Source organism: Bradyrhizobium sp. LeoA1Lang (genome assembly GCF_055413685.1).
On the sequence record NZ_JBVAPG010000037.1, the window covers coordinates 1 to 16,253 of the forward strand.

A 16,253-nucleotide genomic window follows, 5' to 3' on the forward strand; every position below is an offset into this window, starting at 1 on the left:
TCGCGCATCCCATCTTGGCCAGCGATCATCCGATCGCATCAAACAGGCCGGACATATGGATGCAAGCGATCCGATCACCTCAAAAGCTCTTGTGCCACGGGGGCCGTCCACATATGGGTCCCGGGTCCCGGCTTCGCTAAGGCTTCGCCGCGCCGCGCAAGCCCGGGACGACGGGGGACGACGGGGACCGTCATTGCGAGCGCAGCGAAGCAATCCATGTCTCCGCAAGCGGCGCGATGGATTGCTTCGCTCCGCTCGCAATGACGTAGGGAGAGGTTCCGATTCAATTGTCAAACAGCGGAGTGGATGCGAGTGCGCGCTCTCGCGGGCGCTTTGCGCCCGAGCTTTGCATCTCGCTTCACCCTCTCATTGAGCATTTGATAGGACCGCTGCTGCGGTTGTCGATGCGTGTCTGCGTGGTGGACTGGGATTGGCCGATAACGCACGGATCGCCCCCCAATGGGCCCTCAAAAGACCAGTGAACGGTGCACATGCACCCCAGCCATTGCGCCATCGCCAACCGCAAGCGATACCGAATGCGGTACTCGCGCGACGTCTCCGCAGGCAAAGGCGCCGCGCACCGTCGTTTGCTTGCTTTCGTCGGTTCGGATCTGGATGCCGAACGGAGTCGTTTCCAATTCGCAGCCAAGCGTCTCGGCCAATGGCGTAGAGGGCACATTGCGCGTTGCGGTGAACAGGCCGGCGAAAGGCAGGACGCGTCCGTCTTGCAGCCTCACGTCTGCGTGGCCTTCGATCCCTGCGATAGGACCTGCCTCGATCGTGACGCCGCGCGCAGCAAGCGCGGCGCGGGCGTCCGCGTCCGGCTCGAAGGCGCCGTTGAGCAGGAGCGTCACGTCTCCCCATTCCGTAAACAGAACGACGTGATGGAGCACGTCCGGGCTTGTGGCGATCACACCGATCCGTCCCTTATTCAGTTCATATCCGTGACAATAGGGGCAGTGAAAGACGCTACTGCCCCAGCGCTCGGCGAGCCCATCAAGAGGAGGGAGTGCATCGCTGACGCCGGTGGCAAGGATAAGCCTCTTGCCACGATAGAGCCCGCTGTTGGCTGTTGTCACCGCGAAGCCATCTCCTTGCCGCTTGGCGTCGGTAGCGATTCCCTCGAGCCATGTGAGCGTCGGATAGGCCGTGAGCTGTTCTCGCGCAGTGCGTGCGATCTCGGCTGGATCGACTCCATCCTGACCAAGAAAGCCGTGGGATGCCGAGGCGAACCTGTTGCGCCGGGCGCCTGCGTCAACGACGATCACCTTGCGCCGGGCGCGCAACAATTGAAGGGCCGCGGCCATGCCGGCGTAGCTGCCACCGATGACGATCGCGTCATGAAGCATTTCTGTTCCTTTCCTTGTGGTGCGCCATATGACGTCGCGAGAATTCCGCACTGAGATCGGCGAGGGTGATGCCGCCGAAGCGATCGAGCAGTAGCGCCTCTGCTTCGGCGAAAGCTTCGTCCAAAACGGCGTTCGCCATGCTCAGCCATGTGCAAAAGAGCATGAAGCACGGAGGTGAGGCGGCGTCTCGCGTCATGTAACTTCGTATATTACATGAGCTGCCAAGTTTCAAGGCGAGCCTTGAGGCCCGGAGCGATTCTCCTCGAAACTACGTCAAAGCCCCTTCACCAAAATCCGATGGCGCTACTCTATTGATTTGCAGGGGCGTCGGCGCGCCGTCGTATCGTGGGAAGATTCCTTCTCCCCACTCGGCGATGGTGGGCCATTCAGCAATGTCTGGTAGGGCCGGATGCATTGCGAGATGCGCGCGAATGGATTCGGGAAGAAAGCGCCAATTCGGCGTGAAAGAAAACAGCAGCGCGTCGCGCCGTGAAAGGCTGCGGTTCGGATGCGTTCCATGGAGGAGACGGTAGTCCACCGCCGCTGCATCGCCACGGCGCACATTGAGCGTGATCTGTCCTTCGTGGTCACTCAGGGCAGGGTGGTCGGCCGCCAACTGCTCGGCGGCTGCGCGAGCCGGCGCTGAACCTGCTTTTCGATCGCTTGCAAGTCAGGTTCTTCAAAGAGCGCCGGGATGGTTGTGAAACCGTCTACAGCAAAATTCGAACCTGACATGCGGGCTCCGTTACGCAGATGAAGTTTCATTACGAGATTCATCCAACCGCCGAAAGCTGACGGATCGGCTCCGGCGATTCGAACACCTGCGCCGATGCGCCCTTGACGAAAGGCGCACACTCCTATAGGAACCAGTCAGTTCCAGAACTATTTGGTTCCAAATATGCAGCCCCAAGACACGTTGAGCGCCACGTTTGGTGCCCTGGCTGATCCGACGCGCAGGGCAATTCTCGCGCGGCTGTTGGAGGGCGAGGCCTCGGTCGCCGAACTGGCCAAGCCATTCTCGCTGACGCCCCGGGCCGTCTCCAAGCATGTCGCCGTGCTGGAGGCGGCGGGCCTGGTGACGAAGGGCCGCGATGCCCAGCGACGTCCGTCGCGGATCGTCGCCAGCCCGCTGATCGAGATCGATTCCTGGCTCGCCAACTATCGCAAGCTCTGGCTGCAGCGCTTCGACAAGCTCGAGACCCATCTGGCAAAGCAAACGGGAGGAGAATGATGGACAGAGGCAAGGTGACCTTGGAGGAGAGGCCGCTGGGCGCCACCATCCAACGCTGGTTTCCAGCCCCGCCCGAGCTCGTCTATCGCAACTGGATTGAAGCCGAACAGATCCGGCACTGGTTTGCGACCGACGGCTACGAGGTCACTGGCTGCGAGATTGATGCACGGCCGGGAGGAAAGTGGCGGGTCGATTTTCGCTCCTCGACCGGGCACGTCTATTTCGAGCACGGGGAATTCCGCGAAATGGTGCTGGGGAGGTCCCTCGTGCTGACCCTGACCCAGGTCGATGGCGCCCACACAGGACCGGAGACGCTGATGACCGTCACCTTCGAGGCTTCACGCGGTGGCACTGACATGACGTTCCGCCAGGTTGGCTACGACAGCAGCCTGCGCCGCGACGGCAATGCCGAGGGCTGGCAGGAATGCTTCGACAAGCTCGTCGCCCGCCTGACAAGCTCGAACGTCACCGCCTGGAAGGAGACGCATATGAGCAGGCATGCCGCGGAAGAGCAGGAAGTCCGCGCTCTCTTCGCCGACTGGCTGCGCACTTCATCGGCGCTGGACATCGACGGCGCCATGCGTCCTCTCGATCCCGATATTCATTCCTATGAACATGTGGCGCCACTTCAGTACCGCGGTATCGATGCTATTCGCGAGGTCTGCCGGCAGGGCTTCGACCTGATCAAGGGCGAGTTCGAATGGGACATTCCTGATCTTCAGGTGATCGTGCGCGATGACATTGCCATCGCGTGGGGCCTCAACCGCATGCGCTACCGTTCAGCTTCAGCGCCGGTGGTTGAGAATTGGTCGCGAAGCACGAGAGTGTTTCAGAAGAAGGACGGGCAATGGAAGATGATCCACCAGCATCTTTCCGTCCCCGCCGATCCAAAAACCGGACAGGCCAGATTCGACCTGAAGCCCTGAAATGGCGATTGCCGAGCAACCCTGCCGATGCGATGTGCCGCTGAAATTGTACAGACCGCGCAACGAGCGGCCCGATGGCTCGCGCTGTTATCTTTGCGGACTGTGCGGCGAAGCCCATTTGGTCCTTTGCAAGCCGGGAAGGCTTTGTTATAGGGCTGACCGCAAGCGAAACGCCGGTTTCGCCCATTCCTCGGTAGCTCAGCGGTAGAGCATTCGACTGTTAATCGAATGGTCGCTGGTTCGAATCCAGCCCGGGGAGCCAATATTTCAATTAAATCAAGCTGTTAGCTGAACCTCCTAAGCTCCTGGTTTCGCGTATGCGCGGCCCGGACAAGGCGGATTCGCATCCGACGTCCCGATTCGAGTCGTCCTGAAGGGCGCGACTCAATCACATCCGCGTGGCGCTTTGCGGGTTTGGTGCGGACAGCCGCCAAATCGACTCATTCACCGTCGATTCTTGGCTAAGCAGGGTTCCTTGCGAGGTGATTCCATGGCCGTCTTCGACACCGAGGTGCCGAAAACAACACCCTCGATCGTCCCGAGCGATATCCCCACCATGAGCGACGATGAATGTCTCCGGCGGCTCGCGCAGATCGTCGAAGAGCACGATTCCGCGCGTCTTGACGAGGCTGCGAGGCTGATCGGCCGGCTTGCCGTCGCGATCGAATAGACGCGGTTCCCCTGCAAGAGCTCGTGCGGCCGGTATGGCCCATCGGGCGTGTTGCGTTTTGATCCTGCTTGTTACAAAAGACGGGCGGTCTCACTCCCGTCGCGGCCGCGCCGCACGACTTGCAGGTTTCAGCCCATGTCCGGTTTCTCGACCGCGCGCCAGAAAATGGTCGATGGCCAGGTGCGCACCAGTGACGTCACCGACGCGCGTATTCTCGATGCGATGCTTGCCGTGCCGCGCGAGGCTTTCGTCCCCGACAGCAAGCGCGCGCTGGCCTATCTCGATCTCGACCTCGATGTCAGCGAGGGCGGGGCGACGAAGCGCTACCTGATCAAGCCAGCCGTGATGGCGAAGATGTTGCAGGCGGCTGAGATCAATTCGACTGACCGCGTTCTGGTCGTCGGCTGCGCAACCGGCTACGCGGCTGCCGTGGTTGCACACCTCGCCGGGGAGGTGTTTGCCACCGAAAGCGAGCCGACGCTCGCCGACCAGGCCAAGGCCGCGCTTGCGGGGGCTGGTGCCGCCAACGTGACCGTCCATGCCGCGCCGGCGGCGAAGGGCGACGCCACGGACGCACCGTTCGACGTCATTTTCCTCAATGGTGCCACCGAGATCGTGCCGCAGGAACTCTTTGAGCAGCTCCGCGAGGGTGGGCGGCTGGTCGGGGTGTTTGCCTTGTCGCAGCCGCAGCGGGCCGCCATCGTGACACATACCCACGGGGATTTCGGGCATCGGCCGCTATTCGATGCCGTGGCGCCGCTCCTGCCGGGCCTGGAGCGCTTGCCGGCTTTCGTGTTCTAAGATCGATCGCCCCGGAGGGAGGAAGGCTTCGAGGCGTTTCGGCGAATACGGATTCACACCAAGGGAAGGATTCCTAGCCGGCTCGAACGGAGAAGTCCGGTTCGTGGCGGCTTGGTGGCGATTCGAAGCGTTAAAATCCCGTTCTGAATCAGAAGTGTGGCCCGTTTGCCCCACGTGAAGAGTTTCCACCGGGTTCCGTTGCGAGGTAGTTCCGTCCAGCCTAGCTGCGGAATAAGGTGAGGCGGGACTCACTTCGATCGAAGCAGCGCCCGGTTCATGGTCTCGAGCCGGGTGGTGAATAGCAATGGATGGATTATTGGGGATGCGTGGGGTGAAGGTTGTCACCGGAGCCGCGGCAGCGGTCCTTTTGTTGGCGTGCATGGGACCGACGCCGGCCCTGGCCGACACGATCGAGGCCGCATTGGTTCGTGCCTATCAGACCAATCCGCAGCTCAATGCGCAGCGCGCCTTCGTGCGCTCCACCGACGAAAACGTGCCGCAGGCTTTGTCGGGCTACCGGCCGAGGGTGTCGATCACGGCGAGCGGCGGTTATCAGTACACTGATGCCGTCTCGGGTGGAGTGGCTGCGCATGGAGCGCAGGCCCCGCGCGCCGTCGGCGCCACGATTTCGCAGACCCTGTTCAATGGATTTCAGACCGGCAACCGAACGCGGGCCGCGGAGAGCCAGGTTTCCGGCTCACGCGAAGCGCTGCGGAATATCGAACAGACCGTGCTGTTCAGCGCCGCGCAGATCTACATGGACTACCTGCGCGACGCGGCGATCGTCGAGGTCCAGCGCAGCAACACGCGGGTGCTCGAGCAGACGCTCAAGCAGACCCGCGACCGATTCAATGTCGGTGAGGTGACGCGTACCGACGTCGCGCAATCGGAGGCTCAGCTCGCCGCCGGACGCACGCAGCAGCTCACGGCCGAATCCCAACTGACCACGACGCGATCGAACTTCCGGCGCATCATCGGCAGCGAACCGACGAATCTCGCGCCGGGCTCACCGGTCGACCGTTTCCTGCCGCCGACCCTCAATGCCGCCATCGAACTCGCGCTGACGCAGAACCCGAACGTGACCGCAGCGATGTTTGGCGTCGACGTCAACTTCCTCAACGTCAAGATCGCCGAAGGCGCGCTGTTTCCGAGCGTGACGCTGCAGGCGAGCGCGCAGCAGGCCTACGATCAGACGCTGGTCATCCAGCGCCAGTTCCAGGCGTCGGCGATAGCGCAGATTGCGGTGCCAATATACCAGGGCGGCGCCGAATATTCGCTGATCCGCCAAAATAAGGAATCGTTGGCCCAGCAGCGCCTTGTGCTCGAACAGACGCGCGATCAGGCGCGCGCCAATGTCGTCACGGCATGGGGCCAGTTGTTGGCCGGCAAGGCGCAAGTAACCTCCGCGCAGGCGCAGGTGACGGCATCCGAGATCGCGCTCAACGGCGTGCGCGAGGAAGCCAAGGCCGGGCAGCGCACCACGCTCGACGTGCTGAACCAGCAGCAGGCCCTGGTCAACGCCCGCAACGCTCTCGTGATTGCGCAGCATGACCGTGTGGTCGCCTCCTACAGCGTGCTGCAGGCGGTGGGCCGGCTGCAGCCCCAGGTGCTCAACCTGCCGACCTCGACCTACGATGCGAGCGTGCACTACCAGCAGGTGCGTGATAGCTGGGCTGGGGTTCGAACGCCCGACGGCCGCTGATCGTCGCTCCCACATTGCTCTGAACAGACAATTGGGCCCGCTTGGCTAGCGGGCCCAATGCATTTCTGAGCCCTCGTTTGTCCCACCCGCGGCCGCCGACTCCATATGTCGCGTGGTGGTCATGAAGACGCCGCAAAACTTCGAAGCGCGTTGCTTGCAATCGATTGTTGCCCTGACATACCGTTTCCATAGGCAACAGAACGATTCGCAACGGCTTTTTGCGTCCATCGCTGCGGATCGGTTGCCGTGAGGGCGAACGCACCGCGTGCAACGCACCGGTAACCGTTGATCTGGGGACAAGTCCGGACTCGAGCGATGAAAAATTCCGGCCGCTTCATCCGGAACCGCCGAATCTCGTGCGGTTTGGTGTAGGATAATTTCGATGTGGAGTCGGAAATGACGCAACCTGCAAAGGTCCAAGAGCCCTCCATGGAGGAGATTCTGGCGTCGATCCGTCGCATCATTGCCGATGATGAGGCCAAGCCCGCTTCCGCGGATAAACCCGCAAACGACAGGCCGGCAAGTGTTGCGGCGCCGGAGAAACCGGCGGTCGCCGCCGCGCCTGCCCCCAAGCCGGTGGTGAAGGACATTCCGCCGCCGCCGACTCCTGCAGCAGCGAAGCCGGCGCCACCAGCGCCAAAACCTGCGCCGGCGCCACCACCAGCCAAAACCAACAGCCAGGACGACATCGACGCCATGCTGGCGAGCCTCGATGAGGCGACGCAGGAGGCCGAAGTCAGGCCGCCCCAACCCGATGGCGACGTATTCGAACTGACTGACGAAATGGCCCTGCCGGATCCAGCACCGACGCCCAAGCCGCCGCCACCGACCTTTCAGAAAGTTGAACCGCAGGACGACATCGAATTCACGGAAGCCACCAAGCCGCCGCCTCCACCGCGGCAGTCAGCCTATGAGCCGGCGACCGAGAGTTCCTCCTATGGTCAGCAGCCAATCTTGTCGCGCACGACCATGAACGCGGTCGAAAGCGCGTTCAATTCGCTGGCCAATACCGTGCTCAGCAACAATGCACGGACGCTGGAGGATTTGGTCAAGGAAATGCTGCGGCCGATGCTGAAATCCTGGCTGGACGACAACCTGCCGGGGCTGGTCGAGCGGATCGTGAAAGCCGAGATCGAGCGGGTTTCGCGCGGGCGCTAGCCGCTCGGGCTGCGAAGCCCCCTCAATTCAGCCATCCCGAATGGGTGTTATGGCGGCTTGGACGCGTCGGTCCGGTTGACTTGGCGCGTTCGGACGGCTTTTTAGCGCTCTCAAACATCCCATTTGTAGTGCCATGATCGAGAAAAACTACCAGCCTGCCGATATCGAAAGCCGGATGTCCCGCGTCTGGGAGGAGAGCGGCGCCTTCAAGGCCGGCCGCCCCGAGCGGCGCGACGCCGCGCCGTTCACCATCGTGATCCCGCCGCCGAACGTGACGGGCTCGCTGCACATGGGACATGCGCTGAACAATACGCTGCAGGACATCCTCTGCCGCTTCGAGCGCATGCGCGGACGCGACGTGCTCTGGCAGCCCGGCACCGACCATGCCGGCATCGCCACCCAGATGGTGGTCGAGCGGCAGTTGATGGAACGGCAGGAGCCAAGCCGTCGCGAGATGGGCCGCGCCAAATTCCTCGAGCGGGTCTGGCAATGGAAGGCCGAGAGCGGCGGTACCATCATCAACCAGCTCAAGCGGCTGGGCGCCTCCTGCGACTGGTCGCGCGAGCGCTTCACGATGGACGAGGGCCTGTCGCGCGCGGTCGTGAAGGTGTTCGTCGAACTCCACCGCGAAGGGCTGATCTACAAGGACAAGCGGCTGGTCAATTGGGACCCGAAACTGCTCACCGCGATCTCCGATCTCGAGGTGCAGCAGGTCGAGGTCAAGGGCCACCTTTGGTACCTGCGCTATCCGATCGAGGGCAGGGCGTTCAGCCCTGACGATCCCGCAAGCTTCATCGTGGTCGCGACGACCCGTCCCGAAACCATGCTCGGCGATACCGCGGTGGCCGTGCATCCGGACGACGAGCGCTACAGTGCGCTGGTCGGCAGCCACGTGATCCTGCCGCTGGTCGGCCGCAGGATTCCGATCGTGGCTGACGATTACTCCGATCCAGAGAAGGGCTCCGGCGCAGTAAAGGTCACGCCGGCGCACGACTTCAACGACTTCGAGATCGGCAAGCGCCATGGGCTGCCGCAGATCAGCGTGCTCGACCAGGAGGGCAAGCTCTCGCTTGTCGGCAACGAGGACTATCTGCGCGGCCTGCCTGAGGGTGCGCTGCAGTTCGCTGAAGAGTTCCACGGCGTCGAGCGCTTTGCCGCGCGAAAACAGATCGTGGCGCGGCTGGAGGATTTCGGCTTTCTCGAGAAGATCGAGCCGAACACGCATATGGTGCCGCATGGCGACCGTTCCGGCGTGGTCATCGAGCCGTTCCTCACCGACCAATGGTATGTCGACGCCAAGACGCTGGCGCAACCGGCGATCGCGGCCGTGCGCGCGGGCGAAACCAGCTTCGTACCGAAGAACTGGGAAAAGACCTATTTCGAATGGATGGAGAACATCCAGCCCTGGTGCATCTCGCGCCAGCTCTGGTGGGGCCATCAGATCCCGGCGTGGTACGGGCCCGACGGCAAGGTCTTCGTCGCCGAGACCGAGGAAGAGGCCGTTGGCAACGCGCTCGGCTATTACGTCGAGCAGGAAGTCATCACGCCGGAGCAGGGCCACGACATGGCGGAGGACCCCGCCAAGCGCGAGGGCTTCATCACCCGCGATGAAGACGTGCTCGACACCTGGTTCTCGTCCGCGCTGTGGCCGTTCTCGACGCTTGGCTGGCCGGACGAGACGCCGGAGCTGCAGCGCTACTATCCGACCGACACGCTGGTCACCGGTTTCGACATCATCTTCTTCTGGGTGGCGCGGATGATGATGATGGGCCTTCACTTCACGAAAGAGGTGCCGTTCTCGACCATCTACATGCACGCCCTTGTCCGCGACGAGAAGGGCGCCAAGATGTCGAAGTCGAAAGGCAACGTCATCGATCCCCTGCATCTCGTCGACGAATACGGCGCAGATGCGCTGCGCTTCACGCTGGCGGCGATGGCGGCGCAGGGACGCGACATCAAGCTGTCGACGCAGCGCGTCGATGGCTATCGCAGCTTCGCCACCAAGCTCTGGAACGCCTGCCGTTTTGCCGAGATGAACGGCGCCGGCCTGACGGCCGGGTTTGATCCGACCAGCGTGAAGGAGACGCTGAATCGCTGGATCATGCATGAGACGGCGCTTGCGGCCCGCGAGGTGACTGAAGCGATCGAGGCGTACCGTTTCAATGATGCGGCAGGCGCGGTCTATCGCTTCGTCTGGAACGTGTTCTGCGACTGGTATGTCGAGCTGACCAAACCGCTGTTGATGGGCGAGGACGGGCCTGCGAAGACCGAGACCCGCGCCATGATCGCATGGGTGCGCGACGAGATCCTGAAGCTGCTGCACCCGTTCATGCCGTTCATCACCGAGGAACTCTGGGACGTCACAGCGAAGCGCGACGGTCTTCTGGTGCTGGCGCCATGGCCGCGAAAGGCGCGCGCGCTAACGCCTGAGCAGATCGCCACGCTTTCGCTGGCAGGGCCGACCGACGCGCTCATTCCGCCCGTGATCGGCACGTTCGAGGATGACACCGAGGAGGAGTTCAGCGACCCCGAAGCCGAGGCCGAGATCGGCTGGGTGGTTGATCTCGTCAGTGCGATCCGCTCGGTGCGCGCGGAGATGAACATCCCACCGTCCACGTTGACGCCGCTGGTGCTTGTAGACGTTTCCGATGAGACGAAGGCGCGGGGGCAGCGCTGGAACGATGTCGCCAAACGGCTGGCGCGGCTGGCCGACATCTCCTTTGCCGATGCCGCCCCGGAAGGTGCTGTGCAGCTATTGGTGCGCGGCGAGGTCGCGGCGCTGCCGCTGAAGGGCGTGATCGATCTTGCCGCCGAGCGCGCGCGGCTCGAGAAGGAAATCGCGAAAGCCGACGCCGACATCAAGCGCGTCGACGCCAAGCTTTCCAACGAGAAGTTCGTCGCCAACGCGCCGGAAGAGATCGTCGAGGAAGAAAAGGAAAAGCGCGAGGCGGCGCTGGAGCGGAAGGCAAAGATCCTCGAGGCGCTCGAGCGGCTGAAGAAGGCTTCTTGAGAAGAGGTAGGGTGGGCAAAGCGCAGCGTGCCCACCATTCACGTTCGGTGCAAGTCTTCGGTGCAAGTCAAGGTGGGCACGCTGCGCTTTGCCCACCCTACAGTCCGTTCCGAAACCTCGCTTAGACGAACGTGAAGTCGCTCGCGTGGAGCTGATCGAGCGTCGTGTTCCTGATCTCGACCGAATTGTTGTCGTCGAAGGTGATCACGACGCTCGTCCCGCTCTGCGCCATGTGCGATTGCACGGCGTTGAAATCGGCAAAGACAGTGCGGTTGAACTGAATCAGATCTTGCGCGCCGTCGGTGTTCTGGAAGTCGACAATGACGTCCTTGCCGAAGCCGGGGCTGAACGTGAAAAGGTCATTGCCTGCGCCACCCGACAAAGTATCGTTACCGCCGTCGCCATTGAGCCTGTCGTCGCCGCTGCCGCCGTACAGGAACTCGTTGCCGGTTCCGCCCATCAGCGTGTCGTTGCCGTCATCGCCGGACATTTGGGTCGCGGCCGGACCGCCTTTCATCGAGTCATTGCCGGCACCGCCATAGAGGGTGTCGTTCCCGCCGCCGCCTGAAATATAGTCATTACCATCGCCACCCCTGATGACGTTGGCGGCCCATCCGCCATAGAGCTGGTCGTTGCCGGCGCCGCCGTCGAGCAGGGCGCCGGTATCGCCATTGCCGGCCTTGATGATGTCGTTGCCATCGTCGCCATAGAGTTGATCGGTTGCGGTGGCAATGCCAGGACCGCCATTGATCGTGTCGTCGCCGGCGCCGCCATGGATCACGTCGGCACCGGCGCCGCCGTAGATCACATCCTTCCCGGGACCGCCGTCGATGATGTCGTTGTCGGTCGACGAGCCAAAGAACAGGTCCTGGTGGCCGCTCATGTCATAATGGATCGCCTTGTTCTGATAGAGATTCCAGGTTCCCGGCGAGCTCGGATTGACCGCATCGGCGACCGATAGATGCTGGCCATTGACCGTGATGTCCTTGATGTAGAGGTTGCGGTCGCCACTGGCGCCGGCGATGTCGTTGATGAAGGCGAGATCGAGACTGGAAATCGTCGCGGGGTTGGCGAATGTGAAGGTGAAGGTCTGGAAGCCCGATGCGTTGGTCGCATTGTGGAACTCGACGGTGTTGCCGACCTGCTGGCCATTGACCAGAAGCTGCATCTGCGCGCCGATGCCGTCGACCACGGAGCCATAGCCGGTCACGGTGACGGTGGTTTGCGTCAATTTCGGAATCGTGTCGGGACCGCCGGTGATGGTGTCGTCGCCCGCGCCGGCCTTGATCGTATCGTTGCCGACCCCGCCCGACAGCACGTCATTGCCGCCGCCGGTATCCATCAGATCGGCGGCCGGAGAGCCCGTCAGGGTCTGGCCGGGGGGCTGACGCTCGCCGCCGTACCATTCTGTGATCAGCCCCTGAGCCGGCTTCCCTTCCGGCGAGTAGCCGAGTGGTGAATATTTGTTGTCCGCATCCCAGTTCCAGATCGATGCGCCCCTGAACCAGCTTCCGCCTTCCGATCCCCACACCTGAAAGAAGGCGTTGAACGCGTCATATTGCTCCTGGACGTCCTGCGTTGAGCTCCCTGGGTTGCCCGGGCTGATATTGGTGCCGTCGACGCTGCGATAGCCTGTTTCGGTGAAGACCACCTGCTTGCCGTATTGAAGGGCGAGGGAGTGGAAGAAATCGACCGGCGATTTGTGATCCATCACCTTGGCCCAATAGTCATCGGTGGACATGGTATTCCACGCGTTGACCATTTCCTGGACGGTTGGATCGCGCTCGGTCGTCAGCGGCGGATAGGCGTTGACGCCGATGACATCGACCTTGTCCCAGAAGCTGACATTGATGGCTTCATCGGTGGCGGCGGCGTAGGTGATTTCGCCGTGATACACGGCGCGCACGGAATTGATGATGTCCACCCAGTCGTCGCGATATTCGGGACCGGAGAGCTTGCCGAGCTCATTGCCGATCACGAACATGCTGACGCCGGCTTGCTGGGCGAGTTCCGCCATGTGAACGATTTCGGTCTTGTAGGACGCGAAGAAGGCGGCGGGATCGTCCGGTGTCAGCACATGTGCAAGCGAGCCATCGAGAGCCGAGACCATGGGTTTCAGCGAAACCGAAAGGCCGAGCGCCTTCGCATCCGCGATGGCCTTAAGGATGTTGGCGTCGCTCTCGGTCTTGCCGGGATCGGCGAACACATCGTCCGAATGCCTCGTGTTCGTAAAGAGCCGAGGCGCAAGCTCGATCGAATTTGCATTGGTGTCCGCGATTGCCTGCATGGCATCGCGCGCCGCGCTGGTGACGAATGCACCATTGTAGTTGGATGGGAATCCGAATCCTTCGACAGTAAAAACGCCCGCCATCGGCCAGCTCCTTAGTTTCTATGTTTTCTATTTTGCTGTTTCGGTAGCCAGCATTTTGCGCAGGACTTGTTCACCTGCGTTGTGTTCCGTCATTTCAGCAGAGCACAATTCATAAGCAACTCACACGCGTGCAGCGAAGCAACGCGCGCTCAGTCTGCACGCGCAACGTGGGCGTGTCGTGACAGGATTGCGTCGATGTTGCGATTGTTGATGCGCGCCTCGTTACGATGGCGCTTCAACTTCAACTCAAACTGGAAATGGCTTGCTCAGGAATTTCGAGCCCTTCATGCCATAACGCCAAGGCAGATCGATTGCTTTTGTGATTCCGATTCGCACGCCTGCGACAATATCGACACTGCCGACGCGCGCGTGCAGCGAGAACGGTGCCTGATCGAGCGGCAGGGCGTTGTGCTCAATCGTTATGCCGAGTGCTTCGGTCAGCTTTCCCGGACCGGAACATAGTGCGTGCGCTTCCTTGAGATGACGTCGCCGCCGCATCGTCGCGATCCCATGCGTGGGCTCCAGCGCGCGGATCAGCACGGCGCTCGCCGAGCCTGCTTCTTCGCAGACGAAATTCACGCACCAGTGGATGCCGTAGGAGCGATAGACATAGGCAAAGCCCGGCGGGCCGAACATCACCTGGTTGCGCGGCGTCGGCCCACGATAGGAATGGGCGGCCGGATCGGTGTGGTGATAGGCCTCCACCTCCACGATGAGGCCGCCGACGCCATTGAAGAGCAAGGTCGCGCCGATCAGGTCGGGCGCGACCTCGTGCACGCTGCGGCCAAAGAATGAGCGTTTGAGCGCCTTGCCAAGGCGGATGGGTGCTTCGCCCGGCAGTCTGGGATTTTGAACCATTTTGGTGGGAATCAGAGGGAAACGCGGGGGACTGCTGCCCATATGTTGCACGTTCTGTTAGCATGCGCGAGCCGGGTTGCGGGTTCGGGCAATACGGATTAGCTAACAGTCTCGAAGATCCGCAGATTTCCCATGGTCACCCTGATCGACACCATTTCAGCCAGTCCGCTGCGCCCGCGCCACCCCGAAAAGGTGAACCGGCCCGACGCGCTGTCGCCGCCTAAGCCGGACTGGATCCGGGTGCGTGCGCCGAACACGCGCGGCTATGCCGATACCCGCAACATCGTGAAGGAGAACGGCCTCGTCACGGTCTGCGAGGAGGCCGGCTGCCCGAATATCGGCGAGTGCTGGGACAAGAAGCACGCCACCTTCATGATCATGGGGGACACCTGCACCCGGGCGTGTGCGTTCTGCAACGTCAAGACGGGCATGCCCGGCGCGCTTGACGCCGGCGAGCCGGAGCACGTGGCGGAGGCGACCTTCAAGCTCGGGCTCTCGCATGTCGTCATCACCTCGGTCGACCGCGACGATCTTGCCGACGGCGGCGCTGAGCATTTTGCCCAGACCGTCCGCGCCATCCGGGCGCGCTGCCCCAAGACCACGATCGAGCTCCTCACCCCCGACTTCCTGCGCAAGGAAGGCGCGCTTGAAGTCGTGGCGGCGGCAAAGCCCGACGTCTTCAACCACAATCTCGAAACCGTACCCTCGCGCTATCTGTCGGTGCGGCCCGGCGCGCGCTATTTCCACTCGATCCGGTTGCTGCAGCGGGTGAAGGAGATCGATCCGACGATTTTCACCAAGTCCGGCATCATGGTGGGCCTGGGTGAGGAGCGGCACGAGGTGCTGCAGGTGATGGACGACCTGCGCTCGGCGGATGTCGATTTCCTCACGATCGGCCAATATCTGCAACCGACGCGGAAGCATCACGCCGTGATGCGCTACGTCACGCCGGACGAGTTCGCGGGCTACGAGAAGGTTGCCTATACCAAGGGCTTCCTGATGGTGTCGGCGAGTCCGTTGACGCGTTCGTCCCATCATGCGGGCGACGATTTCGCCAAACTGCAAGCGGCGCGCGTGGCGCGGTCGCGCTAACGCCGGATCGCCGATGCGACGCATTCTTGTGATGGGATCCTCGGGGTCCGGCAAATCGACCTTTGCGCAACGTCTTTCAGACACTACGGGAATCCCGTTCGTGTCGCTCGACGCGATCTACTGGAAACCAGGCTGGGTCGCGTCCGAGAACGCGGAGTTCCACGAACGCGTGACTGAGGTGGCGCTTCGACCGCAGTGGGTCATGGACGGAAACTACATTTCAAATGGGGCCGGCGAGCTGCGCCGCCAGGTCTGCGATAGCGTCATCTGGTTTGATCTTCCGCGTCGGACCTGCATGCTTGGCATCGCGAGGCGGATAGCCGGAAGCTTTGGCCAGGTTCGACCGGAAATGGCCGAGGGGTGCCCGGAACGAATCGATCTCGAATTCTTTCGATACGTCTGGACGTATCGAAAGAAACAGCGACCGAAGCTTCTCAAGTTTTTCGAGGGTCTGCGACCCGACCAATCACTTGTCCGTTTCAGGGATCGGACACAGGCGAGCCAGTATTTGAAGGAGCTCGCGCCGATGCTCCATGCGACGAGTATCCACTGATGCCGAGGTTTTCCAGCACGCGGCGGGTCCGTCACTCCGCGTCGCAGATGTTCGATCTGGTCGCCGATGTCGAGCGCTATCCGGAATTCGTGCCGCTGTGCCATGCGCTGAAGATCCGGCAGCGCACTCCGAAAGAGGACGGCACGGAGGTCCTGGTCGCCGACATGACCGTGTCGTTCAAGCTGGTGCGCGAGAACTTCACCAGTCGCGTCACGCTGGATCGGCCGAACCTGAAGATCATGGTCGAATATCTGCGCGGCCCGTTCAGCAATCTCGAGAACCGCTGGACCTTCGAGCCGAAATCCGAGACCGAGTGCGATGTCGGCTTCTTCATCTCATACGAGTTCAGGAGCCGGATGCTGGCGATGCTGATGGGATCGATGTTCGATGCAGCATTCCAACGCTTCGCCGCCGCATTCGAAAAACGCGCCGATGTGATCTACGGCAAGCCGGCTACCGCATCGTAAGCTATCCCCGTCATTGCGAGGAGCGAAGCGACGAAGCAATCCATTCTGCCCGCGTGGGAGAGGTG

The 16,253-nt window shown here is 62.1% G+C and carries 16 protein-coding genes and 1 tRNA gene; 11 read left to right on the plus strand and 6 right to left on the minus strand.

All coding sequences use genetic code 11. The features are described from left to right. Nucleotides 1-467: 467 nt before the first annotated feature. From ACZYOF_RS15010 to ACZYOF_RS15025, 4 genes are all read right to left on the minus strand, one after another. Complete coding sequence (locus ACZYOF_RS15010; protein ID WP_463716236.1) at nt 468-1,349, minus strand: NAD(P)/FAD-dependent oxidoreductase; 882 nt, start codon at nt 1,347-1,349, stop codon at nt 468-470. Then, entirely contained in the window at nt 1,339-1,545 is a 207-nt protein-coding gene (locus tag ACZYOF_RS15015) for a hypothetical protein (RefSeq protein ID WP_463716237.1), read from the minus strand. The genes ACZYOF_RS15010 and ACZYOF_RS15015 overlap by 11 nt, the downstream gene beginning before the upstream one ends. A gap of 72 nt (nt 1,546-1,617) precedes the next feature. Continuing rightward, entirely contained in the window at nt 1,618-1,965 is a 348-nt protein-coding gene (locus ACZYOF_RS15020) for a hypothetical protein (protein WP_463716238.1), read from the minus strand. Beyond that, the gene (locus ACZYOF_RS15025) at nt 1,941-2,114 is read right to left on the minus strand and encodes a hypothetical protein (protein WP_463716239.1); all 174 of its coding nucleotides are present in this window, start codon (nt 2,112-2,114) and stop codon (nt 1,941-1,943) included. Before ACZYOF_RS15025 ends, ACZYOF_RS15020 begins: the two co-directional genes overlap by 25 nt. A gap of 133 nt (nt 2,115-2,247) precedes the next feature. On the opposite strand from ACZYOF_RS15025, the gene ACZYOF_RS15030 reads away from it, so the two are divergent. The 8 genes from ACZYOF_RS15030 (at nt 2,248) to ACZYOF_RS15065 (ending at nt 10,847) form a co-directional block, all read left to right on the plus strand. Beyond that, the gene (locus tag ACZYOF_RS15030; protein ID WP_463716240.1) at nt 2,248-2,580 is read left to right on the plus strand and encodes an ArsR/SmtB family transcription factor; all 333 of its coding nucleotides are present in this window, start codon (nt 2,248-2,250) and stop codon (nt 2,578-2,580) included. Next, the gene (locus ACZYOF_RS15035) at nt 2,580-3,506 is read left to right on the plus strand and encodes an SRPBCC domain-containing protein (protein WP_463716241.1); all 927 of its coding nucleotides are present in this window, start codon (nt 2,580-2,582) and stop codon (nt 3,504-3,506) included. Before ACZYOF_RS15030 ends, ACZYOF_RS15035 begins: the two co-directional genes overlap by 1 nt. Before the next feature lie 187 nt (nt 3,507-3,693). After that, nucleotides 3,694-3,768, plus strand: a tRNA-Asn gene (locus ACZYOF_RS15040). A gap of 228 nt (nt 3,769-3,996) precedes the next feature. Further along, nucleotides 3,997-4,176, plus strand: a complete 180-nt coding sequence (locus ACZYOF_RS15045) for a hypothetical protein (protein ID WP_130581694.1) — start codon at nt 3,997-3,999, stop codon at nt 4,174-4,176. Nucleotides 4,177-4,311: 135 nt separating this feature from the next. Then, nucleotides 4,312-4,977 (plus strand): protein-L-isoaspartate O-methyltransferase family protein, encoded by a 666-nt coding sequence (locus ACZYOF_RS15050; RefSeq protein WP_463716242.1) that lies wholly within the window; start codon nt 4,312-4,314, stop codon nt 4,975-4,977. A 322-nt stretch (nt 4,978-5,299) separates the two neighbouring features. After that, complete coding sequence (locus tag ACZYOF_RS15055; protein ID WP_130581692.1) at nt 5,300-6,679, plus strand: TolC family outer membrane protein; 1,380 nt, start codon at nt 5,300-5,302, stop codon at nt 6,677-6,679. 396 nt (nt 6,680-7,075) lie between these two features. Beyond that, nucleotides 7,076-7,837: a PopZ family protein gene (locus ACZYOF_RS15060; RefSeq protein WP_165421364.1), complete on the plus strand. Its 762-nt coding sequence runs from the start codon at nt 7,076-7,078 to the stop codon at nt 7,835-7,837. A 133-nt stretch (nt 7,838-7,970) separates the two neighbouring features. Further along, nucleotides 7,971-10,847 (plus strand): valine--tRNA ligase, encoded by a 2,877-nt coding sequence (locus ACZYOF_RS15065; RefSeq protein ID WP_463716243.1) that lies wholly within the window; start codon nt 7,971-7,973, stop codon nt 10,845-10,847. Between the two features lie 121 nt (nt 10,848-10,968). On the opposite strand, the gene ACZYOF_RS15070 is transcribed toward ACZYOF_RS15065, so the two are convergent. Beyond that, a complete protein-coding gene (locus ACZYOF_RS15070) occupies nt 10,969-13,218 on the minus strand; it encodes a glycoside hydrolase family 113 (RefSeq protein ID WP_463716244.1) in 2,250 nt (749 codons plus the stop codon). A gap of 246 nt (nt 13,219-13,464) precedes the next feature. Continuing rightward, nucleotides 13,465-14,076: a DNA-3-methyladenine glycosylase gene (locus tag ACZYOF_RS15075; protein WP_463716245.1), complete on the minus strand. Its 612-nt coding sequence runs from the start codon at nt 14,074-14,076 to the stop codon at nt 13,465-13,467. Nucleotides 14,077-14,208: 132 nt separating this feature from the next. Between ACZYOF_RS15075 and lipA the strand changes: the two genes are divergently transcribed. The 3 genes from lipA to ACZYOF_RS15090 are packed head-to-tail and all read left to right on the plus strand — an operon-like array spanning nt 14,209 to nt 16,188. Further along, nucleotides 14,209-15,168 (plus strand): lipoyl synthase, encoded by a 960-nt coding sequence (gene lipA / locus ACZYOF_RS15080; RefSeq protein WP_130581687.1) that lies wholly within the window; start codon nt 14,209-14,211, stop codon nt 15,166-15,168. 13 nt (nt 15,169-15,181) lie between these two features. Then, nucleotides 15,182-15,721, plus strand: coding sequence for a P-loop NTPase family protein (locus tag ACZYOF_RS15085; protein WP_463716246.1), 540 nt, complete (start codon nt 15,182-15,184; stop codon nt 15,719-15,721). Then, nucleotides 15,721-16,188, plus strand: a complete 468-nt coding sequence (locus tag ACZYOF_RS15090; RefSeq protein ID WP_130581685.1) for a type II toxin-antitoxin system RatA family toxin — start codon at nt 15,721-15,723, stop codon at nt 16,186-16,188. Before ACZYOF_RS15085 ends, ACZYOF_RS15090 begins: the two co-directional genes overlap by 1 nt. Nucleotides 16,189-16,253: the final 65 nt, after the last annotated feature.